Source organism: Tabrizicola piscis, from assembly GCF_003940805.1.
Taxonomy (GTDB): domain Bacteria; phylum Pseudomonadota; class Alphaproteobacteria; order Rhodobacterales; family Rhodobacteraceae; genus Tabrizicola; species Tabrizicola piscis.
Genome location: NZ_CP034328.1, coordinates 1,059,183 through 1,081,159 on the forward strand (window position 1 = coordinate 1,059,183; position 21,977 = coordinate 1,081,159).

The following is a 21,977-nucleotide window of genomic DNA, read 5'->3' on the forward strand; positions in this document are numbered from 1 at the left end:
CCCCCCAGAAAATCCTTGCAAAAAGGATGCGGCGGAAAGCACGACGCGTCAATTCACCATTGCGACACGGCGACAAGAGGGCCAGATTTCAGGTGCCCCGTCAGCGCCCTCGCAGCCAGCGCCACATCCGGCTCGCCCGGCCCCTGCGCCACCAAAGCGGGCCTTCGTGATTGCCGGGCCGCGCCGGATCGAAGGCGGGATCGCCAAGGTCGATCAGACGCTCCTCGAACGAGGCCCAGAAAGCCAGCATCTCGGCATCCGCCGCGGCGTAATGCGCGCCGAAGGCTTGGGCCACATCGCCCGCGCCAAGGGCCTTGCTCTGCGCGCGCTGGCGGTCAAGCATGCGCTGCTTGCCCATCAGCTTGTAGTGCCAAAGCATCAGCTCATCCCGCCGGGGATAGACAAGGCGGCCCCCCGGGCGTGAGACATGGCGGCCCGGCTGGATGCCCGTGTCGGTGATTGCGGCGGGATCGAAGATGGCCAGCTTGTTCATCCGGTGATAGGGCGCACCTTTCGTGCGGGATCGGACAAGCGTTTCCTCCGGGGCGGGAAAGTCCTCGCTCACCATCTGATAGCCAAGTGCCGGGATCAGCGTGACGCCCTCTGCCCGGCACCGCGCAAGATAGGGGCCAAGGCCCCCCCGCACCGTCAGATGTTCGTCCAGCGCGGTGATGATGACCCAATCCGCCACCCCCCGGCTTTCCTGCCAGACTTCGTTCTGAAAGCGCTGGTGCGACAGCACGAAACTGTCGGCCACGACCCGCTGGAACCGCCGCACCTCGACCTTGGGATTCGCCCGCAGGAAATCAAGCGAGCCATCGGTCGAACCGTCGTCAGCGATGACATAGCGGTCCACCACCGGATCAAAGTGGCGAAAGAAGAAGGGCAGGATGTCCGCCTCGTTCCAGCACAGGGTATAAAGGTGGACGGTCATGCGTCGCCGCGCCGCACGATGCGGGCGGGGTTCCCGGCGACTGTCGCGCCGGCCGGCACGTCGCGATTGACGACCGCGCCTGCGGCGACCACCGCGCCCGCGCCGACCGTGACCTCGGGCAGGATGACCGCGCCTGCTCCGATCACGACGTCATCCCCCAGGGTGATCATTCCGGCCAGCACCGCACCCGGCCCGATTGATACATAGTCACCGCAGATCAAATCGTGCCCAAGGCTTGCGGTCCGGTTAACAACCACAAAGGCGCCGAACCGGGTGCCAGCCCCGATGACCGCGCCTGCATTGACGTAAAGCCCCTCGCCCTGTGGCAGGTCGCGCGGGCGGATCACTGTCGGGTCGATCAACGACAGGGGGGTGAAAAAGCCCTGCGCCCGCGCTTCGGCCACCGCGGCGCGGCGGTTCGCGGGGGTGAAAAGCGGCACGATAAAGGGCAGGTCGCGCAGGCCCGGCCCTGCCCCGGCCAGCGGAACCGACTGCGCCGGGTTGGACAGATGGCAGGGTCCGTCCCGATTTCGGATGCCCGCGACCAGCTCGATCCCAGCGCGCGACAGGCTTTCCTCAACCTCGACCACGAAGGTCGACCCCGTGGCATAGATCACCGCGCGCATTCCGCCGCCCCCCTGCGAACCGCGTCGATGATGGCCTGAATGGCGGGGCCAGCGATCTCGGGCTGGATCGGCAGGCTCAAAACTTCGGCCGCCAGACGCTCGGTGATGGGAAGCGGTGGCTGACCATCGCTGAGAAAGGCGGGCTGCACATGCAGGGGCGGGGTGTAGTGGACGGCAGTGCCGATCCCATCGCGGGCCAGACAGGCGGCAAGCCGATCGCGCGCGGGGTGAGCGATCACGAACTGATGCCAGACCGCGCCGTCATCCCAGCGTGGCAGGATGACCGCTTCGCCGATCCCCGCATGCAACGCCGCCGCGACGGCGCGGCGTTCGGCAATCGCCTCATCCAGATGCGGCAGCAGGGCGGCAAGGATCGCCGCCTGCATCGTGTCGAGCCGCGAGTTTCCGGCAACCACGTCGCTGATCCGCCGTGCGTCGGTCCAGCCATAGCTGGTCAGAGCGCGGATCCGTTCGGCGAGGGCCGCATCTTGCGTGATCACCGCCCCGCCATCCCCCACGGCGCCAAGGTTCTTGGTCGGGTAGAACGAAAACACCGCCGCATGCCCCCAGCTTCCGGCCCTGCGTCCGGCGATTTCTGCCCCATGCGCCTGCGCGCAATCTTCCAGTAGGAACAAGCCGTGCTGCGCGGCAAGTGTGGCAAGTGCGGGCATATCGGCCATCTGCCCGTAAAGATGCACCGGGATCAGGGCCGTCGTGCGCGGAGTGATCGCGGCGGCGGCGGCAGCGGGATCCATCGTGCGCGTTGCTGCATCAACCTCTACGAAGACCGGCATTGCCCCGACAAGCCGGATCGCCTGCGCCGTCCCGTGCGCGGTCAGCGCGACCGTGATGACCTCATCCCCCGGCCCGATCCCCGCCGCCCGCAAGGCAAGGACTAGCGCGTCTGTCCCGTTCCCGCAGCCGATGGCATGGCCGACGCCACAGAAGGCGGCAAAGGCCGCCTCGAATGCCGCAACCTCAACGCCCCCGATCGCGGTGCCGCCATCCAGCACGCGCGCAATCGCCGCATCGATCGCCGGACGATATCGGGCAATGCGCCGCATCGGGGCGGCCTGAGGAACCATTGCCGTCACGCCAGCGTCGACCGCGCCGCAAAGAGCGACGGCTGCGGTTCGGAATAGTATTGGGTCTGGGAAAATGGCACCTCGGCCAGACCGATCAACAGCGTTCCCGGCGCGAAATCTCGCATCTGGTTCAGAACTCCTGCCCCGATCACCAAGGCTACATCAGGGCGGTCCAACACGACACTCGCCTTCTGCACGCCAGCGTCCAGATCGACGGTTACACGGCCGGTTGCAGCAACCAGCACTTGGCGGGTCGAATTCGAATGGCCACCCCGGCAGACGCCGAGGGGATCTTCCGGCACAGTGATCAAGAACATGCGCGACGCGTCAAACCCGGCAAGGTGCCGCAGGTCCAGCGGGTAGAGCCGGCCCCGCGCATCGGCATGACAATTAAGTTCGATCAACCTGCACCCGGGCAGATCATTTTCCAGACGCATAAACACACAATCCCAATGGCTTTCCCGGATCATCGAGTAATCGATCTATGTTGTTTTACAATTCTTTACGGGAGGGCGCCAGAAAAACGTGGCCAAGTTTTGGACATGCCAACCCAGCGGTGAAAATCCTCAGGGGTTGCAGACCCTCGATGCCGGCGATGCGGGCAAGCGGTTCTGGCATCGGGTCCAGATTTCAGTCCCGCGTGATCGCGGTCGCATACAAGGCAAGAACATCCTGAACGCTTAGCGGCTTGCGGGTTTCAAGAAGGGCCCGCCCGGCGACCTGTTCGATGTGGTGTTCCATCAGGTCCGCAGCCCGGGCCTTATCCCCTGCGATCAGCGCTTCGATGATCTGACGATGTTCATCAATGCCGCAATCCACGGAATGCGGGCGGCCGTACATCGTCAGCACCAGCGAACAGCGCGACACCGTCTCGGTAAGGTAGCGGATCAGCAGTTTGTTTCCCGTCATCTCGGCAAGGCGCAAGTGGAACTCACCGGCCAGTCGGATGGCCGCCGTTTCGTCGCGCGCACCGGCCAATTCTTCCTGTTCGAGCATGCCGCGCAGTTCTGCAATCTGGGCGGGGCTCAGTTGCCCGGCCAGTTGCAGCACCACCATCCGTTCAAGCCCCCGGCGGACTACAAAGATATCGCGACCGTCGTCCAGTGACGGGTTGGCGACAAAGGCCCCCCGGTTTGGCAACAGATCGACCAGACCTTCGACCGACAGACGCAGCAGTGCCTCGCGCGCGATTGTGCGGCTGGTTCCGAAAATGTCGCCGATCGTATCCTCCGGTAGGCGCGCGCCCGGAGCGAGTTGCTGTTCAATGATCGCCTGACGCAGCGCCTCATGCACCTTTTCCGTGCGGGTTGGTGTTTTGGTGGGCTGGCCGGCCCCGCGGCCCTTTGGCTGTGTTTCGGCGGCCTTCAGATCAGTGGGCTTGGGCACTCTGCACGACTCCGGGTGTATGCGATGGGATTGAACATCGCATGCATCGCCAAGGTCAACGCATTTCGTCCGCCATCCGATGGAGCGCGGCGCCGATGCGGGGAGGACCCTCGGTTTCGTTGCCCGGTCGTTTGGTCATCGCTCTGCTGACTGGCCAAAATTGATGTGGCGCGGCAAGTTGCATACATAAAAATTACCGTATTGCATGCAATCTTGACATGTTGGTGAATGCACTTAGGCTGGGCCACCATGGGAGTGAGAATGACATGACCGATTCTTCTGCTGTTTCCGTCGCAGCCGTCAGCAAAAGCTTTGGCCGCGGCGCTGCTGCCATCCGGGTTTTGGAAGATGTCTCGATCGAGATCGGCCGACGTGAGTTTTTCACCCTGCTCGGCCCGTCGGGCTGCGGGAAAACCACACTCCTGCGGCTGGTTGCCGGATTTGAAACCGCGGACAAGGGCAGGATTGCAATTGAAGGACAGGATGTCACCCAGACACCGCCGTATCGTCGCCCAGTCAATACGGTGTTCCAAAGCTACGCGCTGTTTCCGCATCTGACGGTCGAGCAGAACGTGGGCTTCGCGCTGGAAGAACAGCACCTGCCTGCTGAAAAGGTCCGCGCCCGCGTCGGTGAGGCGCTGGAGATGGTTCGCATGCAATCCTTTGCGCGGCGCCGACCGGCGGATCTGTCCGGCGGACAACAACAGCGGGTCGCCTTGGCCCGCGCTTTGGCGCCCCGCCCCAAGGTTCTGCTGCTGGACGAACCCCTTTCGGCGCTGGATCTGAAGCTGCGCAAGGAAATGCAGATCGAATTGAAGCTGCTGCAGGCCGAAGCGGGGATTACCTTTCTGTTCGTAACCCATGATCAGGAAGAGGCACTGACCCTGTCAGATCGTGTGGCAGTGATGCAGGGCGGGCGCATCCTGCAGATGGGCCCCCCGCGTGAGATTTATGAAGCCCCCACCCATCGCTTCGTCGCCGACTTCATCGGCGACATCAACCTGATCGAGGGCGAGGCGCTGCCTGGAAATGCAGTCCGTCTGGCAGGCGGTGCAGTGCTTTCGGTGCCGCATGACGCGCGGGGCAAGGTGACGCTGGCGATCCGACCCGAACGCGCGCGTCTGGCGACCGCCGATGCCGGCCACTTGCAGGCGCAGTTGGTGCATACCGCCTATCTTGGAACGGCCCTCCTGCACAAACTGACACTGGCCAATGGCGACACCTTCCTGCTGCGGCAATCCGATCTGGACGGCTCTCCCCCCGCCATGGGAAGTTCGGTCGGGGTAAACCTGCCTGCCGACAGCCTGCGGGTTCTGGTGCAATGACCGACAGCCCCGCCCTGCGCCGCCTTGGTCTGCTGACGCCCGCGCTGGTGACAATCGTCGCGTTGATCGGTGTTCCGCTTGCGCTGATGTTCTGGATATCGCTTCTGCAAAAGGGCGGCAGCAGCGGGGTGGACTGGGCCTCGGTGCCGTCCTTGGGCAATTACATAAGGCTTGTCTGGGAAGAGGATTTCGACGGCACCATGATCGTCAACACCAGCTATCTGGTGATCCTCTTGCGTTCGGTCCTCCAGGCCGCGTTGACCACAGGGCTTTGCCTGCTGTTCGGCCTGCCCGTTGCCTTCTGGATGGCGGGGCTGTCGCGGGGCCAGCGCGACATCATGCTGCTGCTGATCACCATTCCCTTCTGGACCAACCTTCTGGTGCGCAACTACGCGTGGCTCATCATCCTGCGCGAGGATGGCTGGCTGTCACAGGTGGTCAATTCCATCTCGCCCATCGGGCCTGTCCAACTGCTTTACAACGATCTGGCTGTGGCCATCGGGCTGACCTATTCCTTCCTGCCTTTCATGATCCTGCCCCTCTACACCGTATTCGAGAAATTCGACTGGCGGTTGCTTGAGGCCGCGCAGGATCTGGGCGCCCCCCAGTCACGCGCCCTGCGCCGGGTGCTGATCCCGATTGCGATGCCGGGGATCGCGGCCGGATCGCTGCTAGTCTTCATCCCCTGTCTGGGTGCCTTCGTGACCCCTGCCCTTCTGGGGGGCGGCAAGACCCTGATGCTGGGAAACATCATCCAGATGCAGTTTGGCGCCTCGCGCAACTGGCCGTTTGGGGCGGCGCTGTCGGTGGTGCTGCTGGCACTTATGGTTGCCGTGATGCTGGCCATGGCGCTTTGGCGCAATCGGAGGGCCCGATGAACATTCGCCGTTTCCCCCTGACGCGCGAGATTTCGCTGCTTGTCCTCATCTATCTCTATGTGCCTGTCGTGGTTCTGGTCGGCTACAGTTTCAACGCCAACCGCACGGCAACCGTCTGGTCGCATGCGTCGCTGGATTGGTATGGCCGCATACTGGTCAACCCGGCGATCCAGTCGGCGGCCAAGAATTCGCTTGTCCTCGCCCTATGCGCAGCGACAGCCGCAACGGTGATCGCCCTTCTGGCGGCGCTGGCGATGTCGCGGGCCTTTCCCCAGCGTGGCGGGGTTGAGGCCATGCTGAAGATGCCGCTGATCCTGCCGGAAATCGTGGTCGCGGTGGCAACGCTGATGCTGTTCGTGGCCTTGGGCGTGCACCTTGGTCTGGGCGCCATGATCCTGGCCCATACCGCCTTCTGCATCCCCTTTGCCTATCTGCCCATCCGCGCCCGGCTGGAGGGCATGAACCAAAGCTATGGCGAGGCGGCGCAGGACCTGTATGCCAACCGCTTCCGCAGCTTTCGCAGAGTGACGCTGCCCCTTCTGTGGCCCGGCATCATGGCGGGTTTCACGCTGGCTTTCGTGACCAGCCTTGATGACTTCCTGACCTCGTTCTTCCTGTCAGGGCCCGGCACCACCACCCTGCCCGTCTACATCTTTTCGTCGATCAAGGCGGGCATCACCCCCGAGATCAACGCGATTTCCACCGTGATGTTGGCGATCTCGGTCCTGCTTGTCTCGCTTTCCTTCTTCCTTGGCCGCCTGCGGCGCTGAGGTTCGACACGATCCAACAGAGGAGTAACCCAATGAAAAAGACCCTGATCGGCTTGGCCATGGCCGCACTAACGGCGCTGCCAGTCCTTGCGCAAGATGCTGAAAAGACGCTCTATTTCTACAACTGGACGGATTACTATCCGGTTGAATTGCTGGCGAAGTTCGAGGCCGAGACCGGCATCAAGGTCATCCTTGACGGCTTTGACAGCAACGACACGTTGCTGGCCAAGCTGCAGTCGGGCGGCGCAGCCTATGATGTGATCGTGCCGTCAGACTATGTGATCCCCGGCCTGATCAAGGATGGTCTGCTGCTGAAGATCGACACCCCGTCGATGACAAACTACGTCCACATGAAAGACGCCTTCAAGAACCCCGATTTCGACCCGACGCACGAATATTCGGCCCCCTATCTGTGGGGCGTCACCGGCCTTGCCTATGACAGCGCCGCCATCGGTGGGGCCGAGATCGAGCACAGCTGGAAAGAGTTGTTCGAGCCGCGCCCGGAATTCGAAGGCAAGATCGCAGAACTTGATACCGCCAGCGACGTGATCCTTGCGGCCTCACTCTATTTGGGCATCCCGCAGTGCACCGAAAGCAACGATGACGCCAAGCGCATCCTTGACCTGCTTGAGGCCCAGAAGCCCAAACTGAAGATGTATTCTTCCGACAGCACGGTCGACCGCATGGCCTCGGGCGAGGTGGCGATGTATCATGTGTGGAATGGGGCAACGGCGCGCGCGACCGCGCAGCGTGACACCATCCGCTTCATCTACCCCAAGGAAGGCACGCCGATGTTCCGCGACAATTTCGCGGTTCCAGCCAATGCGCCCCACCCTGAGAATGCCAAGATCTTCATCAACTGGATGATGGCACCCGAAAATGCTGCGGCGGTATCGAATGCGATTGCCTATGCCAATGCGATCAAGTCGGACGAATTCCTTGACCCGAAATGGCGCGCGATGGATGCAATCAACATGCCCGAAGACTATGCCTCGCGTCTGGTTCCGACGCTGGACTGCGGCCCGGCGGCGCGTGAACTGCGCGACAAGATCTGGACCCGCCTGAAAGGCTGACACCCGTGCGGCCCCCATCGCCCGGGGGCCGCATCCCAAAACAGCGGAGCGGCATGATGACCACCTTTTCCAATCTGCGTGACATCGACGGCCAGACCATCGGCATCCGGTGCCAAGACGGCCGGATCGCGGAGATCGGCCCGCAGGTCACAGCACCCGATGCGGTGGACGGCGCGAGTCGGCTTGTGCTGCCCGCCTTTGTCGAACCGCATGTCCATCTGGACAAGACCCTGTGGGGTGAGGCTTGGCAGCCGGGCAAACGCGCCGCCAAACTGCGCGACTATATTGAAAACGAACGCCGCGTCCTTTCCGCCAACACCACCGCGCCTGAGGAACGGGCGGGGCGTCTTCTGGGTCAGATGCTGGCCTATGGAACGACTGCCGTGCGCTCGCATATCGACGTGGCCCCGGACATGGGACTGACCCATGTCGAAGCGATGTTGCGCCTGCGTGAGGTCTGGTCTGACCGGGTTGACCTGCAATTCGTGGCTTTCCCGCAGCAGGGCCTTCTGTGCCGACCCGGCACTGCCGATCTGATCCGTGCCGCAATGGATATGGGGGTGGAAACTGTCGGCGGTCTTGATCCTGCGGGCATCGACGGCGATCCCGACGGCCAATTGCGCTTTATCTTCGATCTGGCTGTGGAAAAGGGGGCGGGCGTCGATATTCACCTGCATGACAAGGGTGATCTGGGCGCTTGGCAGGTTGAACGGATCGCCGACTATACCGCAGCCTCGGGTCTTGCCAGCAAGGTCATGATTTCCCACGCCTATTGCCTTGGCATGATCCCTGACGCCCGGCTGAAGCGGATTGGTCGCAGGCTGGCCGACACCGGCATTTCGCTGATGACCTCGGCCCCCGCCGATGTCGCCGTGCCCCCGGTTGAGGAGTTGACCGAGATGGGCGTGACCGTCTGCTGCGGGTCGGACGGCATCCGTGACAGTTGGTCGCCCTTTGGCAATGGCGACATGCTGGAGCGGGCGTTCCTGACCGCCTATCGCTTCGACTGGAACCTGGATGAGGATTTCACCCGCGCCCTTGGCTGTGCCACCCATGCGGCTGCCAAGGCCATTGGCTTGCAGGACTATGGGCTTGCCGTCGGAAACCGCGCCGATTTCGTGATGATTGCCGCCAGCGGCGCAGGCGATGCCCTGTGCCGACGCCCCGCCGATCGCCTCGTGGTGCGGCGCGGCAATCTGCTGGCCTGACAGGACAGACAGCATGGATTTCGATTTCACCACGCTTCCCGCGCCCGACCGCTACCGACTGCTGACCAATTTCATCGGCCCGCGCCCTATCGCCCTTGTCGGCACAAGGTCTGCGGCAGGCCACAACAACGCAGCGCCGATGAGCTTTTTCAACGTGTTTTCACACGAACCCCCGCTTGTGGTTCTTGGCATCCAGAACCGTGGCAATGGCGATGAAAAGGATACCGTCGCCAATATCCGCCGTACGGGCGAATTTGTCGTGAACATGGTCGACATGGCGCTGGCCGACGCGATGATCACCTGCAGCGTCAACTTTCCAAATGATGTCGATGAACTGGCCTTTGCAGGCCTGACCCCGGTGCCCTGCCGCCAGATTGACGCCGCGCGCATTGGTGAAAGCCCGTGTTCCTTCGAATGCCGGGTCGAGCGGATCATCGAATATCCGTCTCGCGTGTTGATCGTGGGCCAAGTGCTGGACATGCATGTCGAAGATCGCTGCATGGATCCGGCTGGGCGCTATGTGAATTCCGACACCTATCAGCCGATCGCCCGTTTGCATGCCGACAACTACATCACCTCGGATCGGCAGTTCGAACTGAAAAAGCCTGAGGCTTTGCTGCCTTTCGAATTGGCACAGGTGACACCCCGATCAAGGAAAGGTGCCGCTTGATGCGCATCCATGTGATCAACCCGAATTCAACTGCGACGATGACACATACGATCGCTCAGGCGGCGCGCGCTGCAGCCTCCCCCGGCACCAAGATTGACGCGGAAACCGGCACTAACACCCCCGCATCGATCGAGGGGTATCGGGATGAGGCGATGGCCGTTCCAGCCATGCTGCAGGCCATCATCGCGGCTGAAGCGCGCGGGGCGGATGCCCATGTCATCGCCTGTTTTGACGACCCCGGCCTTGCCGCCGCGCGCGAGGTGGCCAAAGGTCCGGTGATCGGCATCTGTCAGGCTGCCTTGCAGGTGGCGATGACCCTTGCTGCGCGGTTCTCGGTGATCACGACACTGCCGCGTTCGGTCCCCGTGATCGAGGATCTGGTAAGGGCCTACGGTGCGGGCCATCACTGCCGCAAGGTCCGCGCGGTAAACCTGCCAGTTCTGGCACTGGACACGGATCCGGCCACCGCGCGGGCCCGGCTTCTGGCCGAAACCCGCTTGGCCATCGAACAGGATGGGGCCGAGGCGATTGTGCTGGGATGTGCGGGCATGGCTGACCTTTGCAGTTGGCTGTCCCACACTGTCGGCATCCCAGTGATTGACGGTGTCACCGCCGCCACCAAACTGGCCGAAGCGATGGCTGGCGCAGGCTATCTGACCTCAAAGACCGGGGCTTATGCCTATCCGCGCGACAAATCTGCCGACAAGATGACAGGTGCCGCGTGACGGGCCTCGACAGCCTGACCCTGGGCAAGCGTCCGAAAGGGCGCACAGCCCTGGCTGCTCGCTGGATCGTCGGCCATGTCGATGGCCGCCACAAACTGCTGGATAACGCCGAGATTGTCTTTGACGAAGATCGCGTGATCCATATTGGCGCCCCCTTCGGTGGCGAGGTGGCGCGGCGCATTGATCTGGGCGAAGTGCTTGTCTCGCCGGGGTTTGTCGATCTTGACGCCCTGTCCGATCTCGATACGACCTTGCTGACCGTGGACAACGGGCCCGGCTGGGCGACCGGTCGCGTCTGGCCGCAGGCCTATGTCAACCGCGGCCCGTATGAGATGTACACCCCAGACGAGTTGGCCTTCCAGAAGCGCTATGCATTTGCCCAGCTTCTGTGCAACGGCATCACGACGGCACTTCCCATCGCCTCGCTTTTCTACCGCGAATGGGGGGAAACCGTCGCCGAATTCGAAGCTGCGGCAGATGCCGCTGCCGATCTGGGGCTTCGCGTCTGGCTTGGCCCTGCCTACCGGTCCGGGGGCATGGTCTGCACTGCCCCGGGCGTTCTGGAACCCAGATTTGACGAGGCACGCGGCATGCAAGGCCTTGCCGACGCGCTGGATTTTGCAGCCCGCGTCGGCGGCCGGCATGGCGGGCTGGTGCAGGCAATGCTGGCCCCTGACCGGGTTGAAACCTGCACCCTTGACCTGTTGCGCCGCACGATGGCGGCATCAAGGGACATGGCACTGCCTGTCCGCTTGCACATGGCACAGGGCAAGATGGAACGGCGCACGGTTCAGGCCCTGCATGGCACCACGGGTCCGCAATGGCTGGCCAGACGCGGTCTTTTGCACGACCGCCTGATCGCCCCCCACGCCGTCGAGGCCGAGCCCGAGGATCTGGCGCTTTACGCCCATCACGGCGTCACGATCGCGCATTGCCCCCTCGTCTACGCCCGCGATGGCGAGATGCTGCGCTCATTCCGGCGGTGCCGCGACATGGGCATCAACATCGGCATGGGCACCGATACGGCCCCGCCTGACATGGTGCTCAACATGGCGGTGGCCCTGATGATGGGCCGCGCCGCCACGGGGGATGATCGTGGCTTGACCACAGCTGAGGTGTTCAATGCCGCAACGATTGGAGGCGCCGATGCCCTGAAGCGCCCTGATCTGGGCCGGCTGCAGGTGGGGTCAAAGGCAGACATCGCGGTGTTCGATATGGCAGACAGTCATTTCGCGCCGCGCATTGATCCGGTGCAAAGCCTTGTCTTTGGTGCAACCGGGCGGGTGACAAGAGCGGTTTTCGTTGACGGCCGCTTGTCGATGCGCGGCGGTCAGGTGGCGGGAATGGACCTGCACGCCGCCCGCAGACAGGCGCAGGCGCAGTTTGATCGCCTTTTGGAAAAATACCCCGAACGGACTTGGGGGCAGCCCAGTCTAACGACGATGTTTCCCCCCACCTACCCTTGAAGCGATCGGTCGTCTGGCGCAGTTGGCCCAGCGCAGGGTCCAAAGCGGCAGCGGGCGCGTAGTTGACCTATACGGTTGAATGTTTCGTAGCCACCCCGGTTGAGTTTCCGGGGTTCAACGGTATCTTTCGATGAAAGCATCAATGTCCATCACCCGGATATCGGGCAAGGCAGCCTTCAGGGCCGCGTGGTCCCAATCCCACCAGGCAATGGCCTGCAGCGCTTCGGCCTGTAACGGGGTGAACCGCCATTTCAGATGGCGCGCAGGCACGCCGCCCACAATTTCATAAGGCGCCACATCCTTTGACACCACGGCACCCGCGCCGATCACCGCGCCAGTCCCGACCGTGACACCGGGCAGCACCGTGACGCCGTGGCCGATCCAGACATCGTGGCCGATGGTCACCCAGTGATCGCGGCGCCACTCAAAAAAGGTCTCGTCATCCTCGCCCAGACCGAACTGCGCGGCACGGTAGGTGAAATGGTGCTGGGCCGCACGCCATGTGGCGTGGTTGCCGGGGTTGATCCGCGCGCCCTCGGCGATGGAGCAGAACTTGCCGATGGTGGACGAGACGACGTTGCCGCCGCGGACGATGTAGGAATAGTCTCCGAACGTCACCTCACGCATTGTCACATGGGCCATCACCTCGGTCCATTTGCCCAGGGTGCAATCAACCAGGGTGGCGGTTTCGTGGACGTTGGGGGCCTCGGTCAGAAGTTTCATCTTGCGCCCTCCCAGGTGCCAATGAAGCGGGCGCGGATCAGGCCTGAAAGCCAGTCGATCAGATAGACCATGGCGATGATCAGGAAGATGATCGACCAGGCCTCATCCCAGCGGTAGGCACCGATCCGGTCTGCCAGCAGGAACCCGATGCCGCCTGCACCGACAATGCCAAGGATCGTGCCCGAGCGGACGTTGGATTCGAAGTTGTAAAGCGTGATTGACAGAAGCACGGGCCAGACTTGCGGCAGCACGGCAAAGCGGATCGATTGCGTTCGGCTGCCGCCTGATGCGACCACGCCGTCAACGGGCTTGGTCGACGTGTTTTCAATCGCTTCAGCGTAAAGCTTGGCCAGCACGCCGATCTCGCCGACGGCAATGGCCAGAACGCCGGCAAGCGGCCCAAGGCCGAAGGCGCGGATGAAGATCAAGGCAAGGATCAGCGTCTCGAAGGCGCGGATGATGTCAAAGCCGCGCCGGACCGTGAAGCGCAGGATCGGCAGGCGGTTGATGTTCTTTGCGCCAAGAAAGCACAGCGGAAAGGCGATGACCGCGCCCAGAAGCGTGCCAAGGAAGGCCATCGACAGCGTCTCGCCCAGGCCCTTCAGGATTTCGGAGAACTCTCGCCATTCGGTCCAGACATGCGGCGGGAACATGAACGACAGCACGCGGCCAAGGCGGCCCAGCCCTTCCCAGATGCGGGCGGGTGAGACGTCGAAGTCATAAAGACACCAGCAGTACAACAGCGCAAAACCGGTCCAGAGGGCGGCGCGGCGCAAGCGCACGTTCAGGGGCGCGCGGAAGGCAAGGGGATGCGCGGCGCGGGCGGCTGCGATTTCGGCGGCGGTAACGGTCTTGGGTGTCATGCGCGTGCCTCCAGCCCGATGACGCGGTGGCGCAGCATCTCGGACAGCCGGTCGATAACCGTCACGGTCACGAGGATGATGATGAACAGGGCCGAAAGGTCCGTGTATTCCTGATAGGACATGGCGGTGCGGAACTCTTGCCCCAGCCCCCCTGCCCCGACATAGCCGATGATCGACGAGGCACGCACGTTGATCTCGAACCGCAAAAGCGTGTAGCTGAGCACGTTCGGCAGAACCTGCGGCACCGCCCCATAGCGGATCATGTCGAACCACGATCCGCCCGCCGCCTTGACCCCGTCCAAGGGGCGCATGTCGATGTTTTCATTGGCTTCGGAGTATAGTTTGCCCAAGGCCCCCGCCGTGTGCAGCCCGATGGCAAGGACACCCGCAAGGGGGCCGATGCCGAAGCAGAAGACGAAGATCAGCGCGAAGACGAGTTCCGGGACGGTGCGGGCAATCTCAAGATACCGGCGCGAAAGCCAAAGAACCCAGCGGTTGGGCGAGAGGTTGCGGGCGGCGGGGAACGAGAGGACGAACCCGCCAATGACGCCCAGGACAGTGGCCATGAAGGCGATCAGCACGGTTTCCAGCAAAAGGACGGCCCAGATCCGCCAGCGCCCAAACCAGTCGGCAAGGTCGCTGCCAAGGGTGGCCCAGCTGAGCTCGGGGATCGTCTTGGAAATGTATTCGCCAAGCCGCGGCAGGCCGGCGCCGATTACCCAACGCTCGGCGCGGGAGCCGTCGGCGAGGGTAACTTGCGTGACGAGGAAGAAGTTGGAGGCGTGGGCGGACAGCAGGAACAGCGCCAGCATCACACCCGTGACGGCGAGGAAAGTCAGGCGCGACCGGCGGCGCTGGACGGAATAGTCCCGTTCAAAGGCAAGAAGGGCTGCGGACATCAGGGGTTCCCGAATGGGTGCGGGCGGGCCTGATGCGGCCCGCCCGGGAAAGCATCAGCTGTCGCGCTGGGCCTTGAACCAGTCGCGCATGTCGATGATCCACTGGTAGCGGGCGTGGTCGACTTCGACATAGCCCTTGGCGGTGGAATCCTCAGCGCCGCTCATGTCCTTGAAGGCCTGCGGGTCGGCGGTCGGCACGTTCATGACGGCGGCCTTCATCTCGTCGATCAGGCCCTGGGGCAGGTTGGCGCGCGCGGTGAAGGGGCCGGAGGTGATTTCCGGGCTGGTCCAGATCACGCAGACTTCGCCTTCCTTGATCATCCCCTTGGTTTCCATCCGCTGCGGGATGCCGTTCTTTTCGTTGTTGATATAGGTCGCGGCGGCGTCGAACTGGCCGTTGGCGACCCCGGCCACGCCAGCCTCATGGCTGCCCGAGAACGGGATGGCGGCGAAGAACTCTTCCGGCTGATAACCCTGCTGGACGAGGTTGTAATAGGGCACGTTGTAGCCCGAGGTGCTGTCAGGGTCGGCAAAGGCAAGGGTCTTGCCCTTCAGGTCGTCAACCGTCTTGAGGCCCGAGTCGCAGCGCACCACGATCACACCGAAGTAGCCGGTGGAGTGGTCTTCCTGAATCTGGGTCAGAAGGGGGATCACGCCGCCCGCGGTCTCGGTATAGGCGGCGGCGTAGGCGGAAGAGCCAAGGAACGAAAACTCGATTTGCCCTGCGGCAAGGGCCTGGATCACGCCGTCATAGTTCCCGGCGGTGAAAATCTCGACTTCGACGCCGAGGGTTTTTTCCAGATACTCCTGGAACGGCGTGTAGCGTGCGATCCGGTCGCTTTCATTTTCGCCCGACAGGATGCCGAAACGGACGATGCGGTAGTCGGACTTCCAGTCCTGCGCGGCGGCGGGCAGCGCGGTAAGGGCGATCAGGGCAGTGGTGGCGAAAAGGCGCATGGCAGGCTCCTATCTGAAGGGGTCAGGCGGTCTGGCGCAGTCGGCGATGGGCTGCGGTCGAGGTGATGGCGGCGTCAAACTCGGCCAAGCCATCGGTGCCGTAGATGTCGCGAACGACATCGTCGGTCAGCTGGCGCGGGGTGCCGTCAAAGAACACCCGGCCGTCGCGCATGGCGATGATCCGGTGACAATAGGCGCGCGCGGTATCCAGGGTGTGCAGGTTCACCAAAACGGTGATCCCGTCATCGCGGTTGATGCTGCGCAACGCCTCCATCACGCGGGTGGCATTGCCGGGGTCAAGGCTGGCGATGGGTTCATCGGCCAGCATGATGCGGGGATTTTGCACCAGCGCCCGGGCGATGGCCACGCGCTGCTGCTGCCCGCCCGACAAGGTGCCCGCGCGCTGCAGCGCCTGCGGGGCCATTTCCAGCCGGTCCAGCGCCCGTATGGCAAGCGTGCGCTCAGCATCGGTAAAGCGCATCGCCATCGAGCTGAGGAAACCATGATCGGCAAGTCGGCCAACCAGCACGTTGGTCAGCACATCCAGCCGCTCGACCAGATTGAACTGCTGAAAGATCATTGCGCAGTCCCGCCGCCACTGCCGCAGCGCACGACCTTGCAGCGCGGTGACATCGGTGTCACCAAAGGTGATGCGGCCAGCGGTCGGGTCGATCAGCCGGTTGATCAGGCGCAGAAGCGTGGATTTCCCCGCGCCCGACCGACCGATCACGCCGACAAATTCGCCAGGGCGGATATCAAGGGTGACATTGTCCACGGCGCGGGTGGCATTGAACCTGCGGCCAAGACCGGCGAGTGAGAGCATGTGCTTTTCCATGTTTCTCACGCTGCCTAAGTGGTGCGACAGACCAACATCGTTCGGATGAATGTTTGGAGTCTGGTTCTTGACCGCTTTGTAACGGCGCCGACGCTGACTGTTAGGTTTCAGATGGTTAGCCGGGACGAGGTGTTTTTCCACCGCGCAGCCTTCCGGAATGATCGTCGATCCGGCGAAATTTCGCTCCAGCTTGGAGGTGGTTGCCGGTCGAAAACACCACCGTGCCGATCACGCGCGCGACGGGGACAGAAGTCCTGTCGCAGAACCAATGCCTTGCGAAACGCCCTCCCTCAGGACGGGGCACAGGCCGTTGCAAAAGCGTCACCCAAGCGTCGGGCAACATTCACATACACATCGCGGCGGCGTTACCGGCTGGCCCTAGAAATTCGTTCGAACGAGTTCCAACCGGAGACCAAAGATGTCGCTCAAGTCGCTCATGATCGGAACGGCCCTTGCCGTTATCAGCGCAACCACCACCCTCGCCGAAACCTGGAGCATCGCCGTCACCGATGTCGAAGGGCTGGAGCGTCTGCAGGCCGAGTGGGGCCCTTTCAAGACCGTACTTGAAGCCGCCACCGGCGAGACCTTTGATTTCTTCCCCGTATCCTCGCGCACCGCCGCCGCCGAGGCCCTGCGCGGCGAGACGGTGGATTTCGTCATCACCGGACCGGCGGAATACATCGTCATTAACACGCTGACCAAGGCGACCCCGCTGATCGGCTTCGGCCGCCCCGATTATCGCTGCGCGATCATTGTCCGCGCAGATGCCGGGATTGACAGCATGGCTGACCTGAAAGGTCAGAAGGTTGCTTTCGGTGACATCGGATCGACCTCGAACATGCTGTGCCCGATGCAATTGATGGCCGACTACGGTGTCAGCCCGGTCACGGACATCGAAGCCGTGCACACCGCCCGCAACATCGCGCATGAGGCGCTGAAGGCGGGCGACGTGGCCGCCATCGGCATCAACGAAGGGTCGTGGATTTCCTCGGCCCGCGACAAGGACACTTCGGTTCCCTACGGCTTCTTCAAGGTTCTGGCACGGTCGGGCGATCTGCCGAACGACATGCTTTTGGCCGGTGCCCATGTCCCCGCCGAAGTACAGGCCATGGTCCGCGACAAGATCATCGGCAACAAGACCGAGATCATCACCGCGATCACCACGCATGAAGAGAACGACAAGTACCTCGGCATGGACCTCGTGACGATCGAGGACGCCAGCTATGACGTGGTGCGCTCGATGTACACCACGGCAGGCTATCCGCAGTTCGACAAGTTCCTCGGGGAATGATCCGGTGCCGCTTGACCGTCCCGGCCTTCGGCGGGGTGTAACCCAAACCGGCCTGCAGGTTCTGGACCTGCAGGCCAAAGGCCTTGCCAAACGTTTTGGCACGGGTGCGCCCGTGTTCTCGGGGCTTGAATTCAACATTGGTCAGGGCGAATGCGTCGCACTGGTCGGGGCCAACGGCACCGGCAAGTCCACGCTTTTGCGCTGCTGTCTGGGATTGATCGACCCGGACGCGGGCCAGGTGTCCCTGCTGGGCGAGACGTTGAGCGATCTTGGCGGCACCGCACGCCGGGCCTTGCGGGCGCGGACCGGGCTGGTCGGGCAGAAGCACAATCTGGTACCGCGCCTGTCGGTGCTGTCCAACGTGATCCACGGCCTTCTGGGCCGACATTCCGGCCCGCGCTACTGGATGCAAGGGCTGGCCCCGGCCGAGGCACGCGGCGCGGCTATGGCGGCCTTGGCGAAGGTCGGGCTGGCTGACCTTGCCTTGCGCCGGGCAGACCAGCTTTCCGGCGGGCAAAGCCAGCGGGTGGCGATTGCCCGCGCGTTGGTCGGCAAGCCTCGCTTTCTGGTGGCGGACGAACCCTGCGCGTCGCTTGACCCGCAGGCGGGTGAAGAGGTGATGGCGCTGTTCATGTCGCTCGTGAAACGCGAAGGCGTGACCGTCCTTTTCACTTCGCACAACGTCCAGCACGCGCTGTCCTAAGGTGACCGCATCCTCGGTCTGCAGGGTGGGCGGATTGCCATTGATGCCGCGTCATCCGACGTCACGACCAAGGAAATGGCCCAGCTTTATGCATAACCCGCCGCACGCTTTGCCCCACCGCTTTGCCCGGCCGGGTGGCCTTGGCTTTGTCAGCTATGTTGTCGTGGCACTGGTGATCCTGTGGTCGCTGGAAGGCGCGGGCTGGTCGATGGACCGGCTCTTGTCCTCACCCCCGAAACTGGCCGACTTCTTCTCGCGCGCCTGGCCGCCGTCGACCCATAACCTTGACCGGCTGGCGTGGAAGATGGTGGAAACCTTGCAGATCGCGGTGGCCGGAGCAGCTATCGGGATCATTCTGTCGCTGCCCATCGCCCTTCTGGCCGCCCGCAATGTGCTGGTCGGGCGCGGCATCAACCAGATGGTACGCGTCCTTCTGGGCTTTATCCGTGCGGTGCCGGACCTGGCATGGGCGCTGGTCTTCGTCGTCGCCGTGGGCCTTGGCCCCTTTGCGGGCATGCTGGCCATTGCCATCGACACCATCGGCTTTTGCGGCCGCTTCTTTGCCGATGACATGGAAAACACCGATCCCGGCCCGGCCGAGGCGTTGACCGCCACAGGCGCCAAGCGCATCGACATCGCCGCCAGCGCGATCATCCCCGCAGCCATGCCCGCCTTCATTTCCACCTCGCTTTTCGCACTGGAAAAGGCCGTGCGATCCTCGACCATCCTTGGCCTTGTCGGCGCAGGGGGAATCGGGATCGAATTGAAGGTAGGCTTTGACCTTTTCGATTACCCGACCGCCCTCACCGTGATCCTGATGATCGCTGTCGTGGTGATCGGTGTCGAACAAATCGGCGCGGTCCTGCGCCAGAAGATCATGGGAACAGCACGATGAAGACCGATACCGCGCATGTCTACTGGGGCACCGAATGGGCCAAGGCAGATGGCACGACCAAATGGGAACGCCCCGAGGCCGAGGTGATGGACTTCGCCCAAAGCCTTCCCGCGGGTGCGGCAGTGCTTGACCTTGGCGCAGGCGTGGGGCGTCACGCTCTGGCCCTTGCCCGGCAGGGCTTTGCCGTTTCGGCCCTGGATGCCGCCCCCGAGGGGATTGCCGAGATTACCCGGGTCGCTGCGGCTGAGGGCCTGACCGTCGACGCCCGCATCGGCATGATGACAGACCTGCCCTTCAAGGACGGGTCGTTCGACCACGTCCTGTCATGGAACGTGATCTATCACGGGGATGAGGTGGTCTTGCGCGAAACCATCGCCGAAATCGCCCGCGTCCTGAAACCCGGCGGCACTTTCCTTGGCACCATGCTGTCGGCCCGACGTGTGCCGGTGCAACTTGCAAAAACCCCGGGCCGCGAAATCTCGCGCAACACTTGGGTGTTTGAAGGGGCCGAGGACAAAGTGCATCCGCACTACTTCTGCAATGGACGCGATCTGCTAGAGTTGTTCTCTGCCTTCGAGATCTGCCGTCTGGAAGACCGCGAACATGAAACGCCCGGATCGTGGCATTGGCATCTGGTGCTGGAGCGTCTGTAAGTGGAAGCCATTGTTATCGAGGGTGCGTCGGTCATCCTGCCCGACCGTTTGGCACAGGTTTCGGTGCGCATCGAGCACGGGCTGATCACAGCGCTGGATCGCCCGCGCGACGGGGCGCGGGTGATCAACGGGCACGGCATGATCCTTGCCCCCGCGCTGGTCGACATCCACGGCGACGCCTTTGAGCGTCAGCTAATGCCGCGTCCCGGCGTGATGATCCCGACCGAAGCGGCATTGCTGGAGACAGACCGCCAGCTGGCCGCCAATGGCATCGCCACCGCCTACCACGCCCTGACACTCAGCTGGGAGCCGGGGCTGCGGTCGGTCGCCATCGGGCGTGAGGTCGTGGACACTCTGGCCGCCCTTGCGCCGCGGCTGACAGTCGAAAACCGGGTGCAACTACGGTGGGAGACCTTCTGTTTCGAGGCGCTGCCGCTGATCGACAGCGCCCTTGCCGGGCCCTTGCTGCCGGCACTGGCCTATAACGACCACACGACCATGGGCGTCCTTCACCCGTCGGTCGCGCTGCAAGACCGCCCGTTTGACCATGCCCCCGACTTCCCGGTCGTCGACATGGCCAGCCCGGGCTTTGCCGCCAAGATGGAAAGCCGCGCCAAGCGGTCCGGGATGGATGTGGCCGACTTCATCACCCTGATGCGACAGATGTGGGAGCGGCGGCCCGAAGTTCCTGCAGTGATCGCGGCGGCAGGTCAGAAGGCGGCAACGGCAGGCGCGCCGATGCTCAGCCACGATGACAGCCAACCCGAAACCCGTGACTTCTACCGCGCCCACGGCGCGCGCATTTCGGAATTCCCGATGAACCTGAACGTGGCCCGCGCCGCGCGCGCGGCGGGGGATTGGATCGTGTTCGGCGCGCCCAATGCGGCGCGTGGCGGCAGTCACCTCGGCTCGCCCGGGGCGGCGGATATGGTGGCGGCGGGGCTGTGTGACATCCTTGCGTCGGATTACTACTACCCCGCGATGCTTGCCGCCGTGGCGCGGTTGCAAGCCGACGGGATCGGACCTCTGCCGGACCTGTGGAAGCTGGTCTCTGGCAATCCGGCGGCGGCACTAGGCCTTGCGGACCGGGGCGAGGTCGCGGTCGGTCGCCGGGCTGATCTGGCGCTTCTGGACTGGCCCGAGGGCCGGACCCCCGTCGTCCGCCAAAGCTTTGTCAACGGCCGCGCCGCTTATGGCGCGATAGCTGCGGGTTAGGCCATGGCGGATGGGGTGGATCGCTTTGACGGCTTGGCAGAAGCCTACGAGATGCACCGCCCCGGCTATCCTGCGATTGCGTTTCAGGCCCTGCTTGCCGACCTCCGCTGCCCGTCAAAGGTCGCGGTGGATGTCGGGGCCGGGCCGGGCAATTCGACCGCCTCGCTGCGCGACGCCCTTGGTCCGGACTGGCGCTACATCGCCATTGAACCCGGCCGCGACATGCGGCGCGTGCTGACGCGGCGGTTTGCCATGGCTCCGGATGTCCACATCGCCGATGCGACCGCCGAGGACATGAAACTGCCCGGTGGGTTCGCGGCGCTGATCGTGGCCTGCACGGCGTTCCACTGGTTCGACATGGCACGGTTCTATGCCGAGGCAGGGCGCGTGCTTGCCCCCGGCGGGGTGCTGGCCCTGATCCGCAACCGGCGCAAACCCTTGGCCGTGATCCAGGCCTTTGACCGCTATATCGAGACACATTCTTCAGAAACGCCAGACCTCGCCCGCCGCGAAGCCCGCAAGGAACCGGTGGTCCGTGACCTTGCGCATTTGCCGGGCTTCATGACGGCAAGGTCTCATACCTATTCATGGACGACTGAACTGTCCGCGCGCGGGCTGATCGACCTTTACCTGACCCGCTCCACCCTGTGGGGTGTTGTCCGGCGCATCGGGCTTTCCCGCGTGACGGCCGATCTGACCGCGATCTGCGCAGAACTTGGTCTGGCAGACACGCCAATCCGGATCGATTGGGAAACCACAACGAAATGGGCCCGGAAGCGGGCCGACTAGGGGGCAGG

Annotated in this window: 24 protein-coding genes; 14 read left to right on the forward strand and 10 right to left on the reverse strand. The window is 63.5% G+C overall.

Going from position 1 to position 21,977, the window contains the following annotated elements; all coding sequences use genetic code 11:
* Positions 1 to 100 precede the first annotated feature (100 nt).
* From EI545_RS05045 to EI545_RS05065, 5 genes are all read right to left on the reverse strand, one after another.
* Positions 101 to 934, reverse strand: a complete 834-nt coding sequence (locus tag EI545_RS05045) for a glycosyltransferase family 2 protein (protein ID WP_125324462.1) — start codon at positions 932 to 934, stop codon at positions 101 to 103.
* Entirely contained in the window at positions 931 to 1,560 is a 630-nt protein-coding gene (locus EI545_RS21615) for an LbetaH domain-containing protein (RefSeq protein ID WP_125324463.1), read from the reverse strand. The genes EI545_RS05045 and EI545_RS21615 overlap by 4 nt, the downstream gene beginning before the upstream one ends.
* On the reverse strand, positions 1,548 to 2,624 hold the full coding sequence (locus EI545_RS05055; RefSeq protein ID WP_216842495.1) for a DegT/DnrJ/EryC1/StrS family aminotransferase: 1,077 nt from the start codon (positions 2,622 to 2,624) through the stop codon (positions 1,548 to 1,550). The genes EI545_RS21615 and EI545_RS05055 overlap by 13 nt, the downstream gene beginning before the upstream one ends.
* Positions 2,625 to 2,650: 26 nt before the next feature.
* Positions 2,651 to 3,049: a sugar 3,4-ketoisomerase gene (locus tag EI545_RS05060; protein WP_164517219.1), complete on the reverse strand. Its 399-nt coding sequence runs from the start codon at positions 3,047 to 3,049 to the stop codon at positions 2,651 to 2,653.
* Positions 3,050 to 3,275: 226 nt separating this feature from the next.
* Positions 3,276 to 4,031, reverse strand: a complete 756-nt coding sequence (locus EI545_RS05065; protein WP_245990296.1) for a GntR family transcriptional regulator — start codon at positions 4,029 to 4,031, stop codon at positions 3,276 to 3,278.
* 266 nt (positions 4,032 to 4,297) lie between these two features.
* Between EI545_RS05065 and EI545_RS05070 the strand changes: the two genes are divergently transcribed.
* The 8 genes from EI545_RS05070 to EI545_RS05105 are packed head-to-tail and all read left to right on the forward strand — an operon-like array spanning position 4,298 to position 12,146.
* Complete coding sequence (locus tag EI545_RS05070) at positions 4,298 to 5,356, forward strand: ABC transporter ATP-binding protein (RefSeq protein WP_125324466.1); 1,059 nt, start codon at positions 4,298 to 4,300, stop codon at positions 5,354 to 5,356.
* Positions 5,353 to 6,234: an ABC transporter permease gene (locus EI545_RS05075; RefSeq protein ID WP_125324467.1), complete on the forward strand. Its 882-nt coding sequence runs from the start codon at positions 5,353 to 5,355 to the stop codon at positions 6,232 to 6,234. The genes EI545_RS05070 and EI545_RS05075 overlap by 4 nt, the downstream gene beginning before the upstream one ends.
* Complete coding sequence (locus tag EI545_RS05080; RefSeq protein WP_125324468.1) at positions 6,231 to 7,004, forward strand: ABC transporter permease; 774 nt, start codon at positions 6,231 to 6,233, stop codon at positions 7,002 to 7,004. Before EI545_RS05075 ends, EI545_RS05080 begins: the two co-directional genes overlap by 4 nt.
* A 32-nt stretch (positions 7,005 to 7,036) precedes the next feature.
* Positions 7,037 to 8,077: an extracellular solute-binding protein gene (locus EI545_RS05085; protein ID WP_125324469.1), complete on the forward strand. Its 1,041-nt coding sequence runs from the start codon at positions 7,037 to 7,039 to the stop codon at positions 8,075 to 8,077.
* Between the two features lie 53 nt (positions 8,078 to 8,130).
* Positions 8,131 to 9,285, forward strand: a complete 1,155-nt coding sequence (locus tag EI545_RS05090; protein ID WP_125324470.1) for an amidohydrolase family protein — start codon at positions 8,131 to 8,133, stop codon at positions 9,283 to 9,285.
* Positions 9,286 to 9,298: 13 nt separating this feature from the next.
* A complete protein-coding gene (locus tag EI545_RS05095; protein ID WP_125324471.1) occupies positions 9,299 to 9,955 on the forward strand; it encodes a flavin reductase family protein in 657 nt (218 codons plus the stop codon).
* Positions 9,955 to 10,680, forward strand: coding sequence for an aspartate/glutamate racemase family protein (locus EI545_RS05100; RefSeq protein ID WP_125324472.1), 726 nt, complete (start codon positions 9,955 to 9,957; stop codon positions 10,678 to 10,680). The genes EI545_RS05095 and EI545_RS05100 overlap by 1 nt, the downstream gene beginning before the upstream one ends.
* A complete protein-coding gene (locus EI545_RS05105; protein ID WP_125324473.1) occupies positions 10,677 to 12,146 on the forward strand; it encodes an amidohydrolase family protein in 1,470 nt (489 codons plus the stop codon). Before EI545_RS05100 ends, EI545_RS05105 begins: the two co-directional genes overlap by 4 nt.
* A gap of 114 nt (positions 12,147 to 12,260) precedes the next feature.
* On the opposite strand, the gene EI545_RS05110 is transcribed toward EI545_RS05105, so the two are convergent.
* From EI545_RS05110 to phnC, 5 genes are read right to left on the reverse strand one after another with little or no spacing between them, the layout of a single operon-like run.
* Complete coding sequence (locus EI545_RS05110; RefSeq protein ID WP_125324474.1) at positions 12,261 to 12,869, reverse strand: DapH/DapD/GlmU-related protein; 609 nt, start codon at positions 12,867 to 12,869, stop codon at positions 12,261 to 12,263.
* Complete coding sequence (gene phnE / locus EI545_RS05115; protein ID WP_125324475.1) at positions 12,866 to 13,732, reverse strand: phosphonate ABC transporter, permease protein PhnE; 867 nt, start codon at positions 13,730 to 13,732, stop codon at positions 12,866 to 12,868. The genes EI545_RS05110 and phnE (EI545_RS05115) overlap by 4 nt, the downstream gene beginning before the upstream one ends.
* The gene (gene phnE / locus EI545_RS05120) at positions 13,729 to 14,631 is read right to left on the reverse strand and encodes a phosphonate ABC transporter, permease protein PhnE (RefSeq protein ID WP_125324476.1); all 903 of its coding nucleotides are present in this window, start codon (positions 14,629 to 14,631) and stop codon (positions 13,729 to 13,731) included. Before phnE (EI545_RS05120) ends, phnE (EI545_RS05115) begins: the two co-directional genes overlap by 4 nt.
* Before the next feature lie 54 nt (positions 14,632 to 14,685).
* Positions 14,686 to 15,588 carry a phosphonate ABC transporter substrate-binding protein gene (gene phnD / locus EI545_RS05125; RefSeq protein ID WP_125324477.1) on the reverse strand — a complete coding sequence of 301 codons (903 nt, stop codon included), beginning with the start codon at positions 15,586 to 15,588 and terminating at the stop codon, positions 14,686 to 14,688.
* Between the two features lie 22 nt (positions 15,589 to 15,610).
* Positions 15,611 to 16,411 carry a phosphonate ABC transporter ATP-binding protein gene (gene phnC, locus EI545_RS05130; protein WP_245990297.1) on the reverse strand — a complete coding sequence of 267 codons (801 nt, stop codon included), beginning with the start codon at positions 16,409 to 16,411 and terminating at the stop codon, positions 15,611 to 15,613.
* Between the two features lie 430 nt (positions 16,412 to 16,841).
* On the opposite strand from phnC, the gene EI545_RS05135 reads away from it, so the two are divergent.
* The 6 genes from EI545_RS05135 to EI545_RS05160 all read left to right on the forward strand — a co-directional run bounded on the left by EI545_RS05135 (position 16,842) and on the right by EI545_RS05160 (position 21,969).
* On the forward strand, positions 16,842 to 17,714 hold the full coding sequence (locus EI545_RS05135; protein WP_125324479.1) for a phosphate/phosphite/phosphonate ABC transporter substrate-binding protein: 873 nt from the start codon (positions 16,842 to 16,844) through the stop codon (positions 17,712 to 17,714).
* 4 nt (positions 17,715 to 17,718) lie between these two features.
* The gene (locus EI545_RS05140; protein WP_216842496.1) at positions 17,719 to 18,417 is read left to right on the forward strand and encodes a phosphonate ABC transporter ATP-binding protein; all 699 of its coding nucleotides are present in this window, start codon (positions 17,719 to 17,721) and stop codon (positions 18,415 to 18,417) included.
* Positions 18,418 to 18,505: 88 nt separating this feature from the next.
* Positions 18,506 to 19,312 (forward strand): phosphonate ABC transporter, permease protein PhnE, encoded by an 807-nt coding sequence (gene phnE / locus EI545_RS05145; protein ID WP_125324480.1) that lies wholly within the window; start codon positions 18,506 to 18,508, stop codon positions 19,310 to 19,312.
* A complete protein-coding gene (locus tag EI545_RS05150) occupies positions 19,309 to 19,965 on the forward strand; it encodes a class I SAM-dependent methyltransferase (protein WP_125324481.1) in 657 nt (218 codons plus the stop codon). Before phnE (EI545_RS05145) ends, EI545_RS05150 begins: the two co-directional genes overlap by 4 nt.
* Positions 19,966 to 21,180: an alpha-D-ribose 1-methylphosphonate 5-triphosphate diphosphatase gene (locus tag EI545_RS05155; protein WP_125324482.1), complete on the forward strand. Its 1,215-nt coding sequence runs from the start codon at positions 19,966 to 19,968 to the stop codon at positions 21,178 to 21,180.
* Positions 21,181 to 21,183: 3 nt separating this feature from the next.
* A complete protein-coding gene (locus EI545_RS05160; protein WP_125324483.1) occupies positions 21,184 to 21,969 on the forward strand; it encodes a class I SAM-dependent methyltransferase in 786 nt (261 codons plus the stop codon).
* Positions 21,970 to 21,977: the final 8 nt, after the last annotated feature.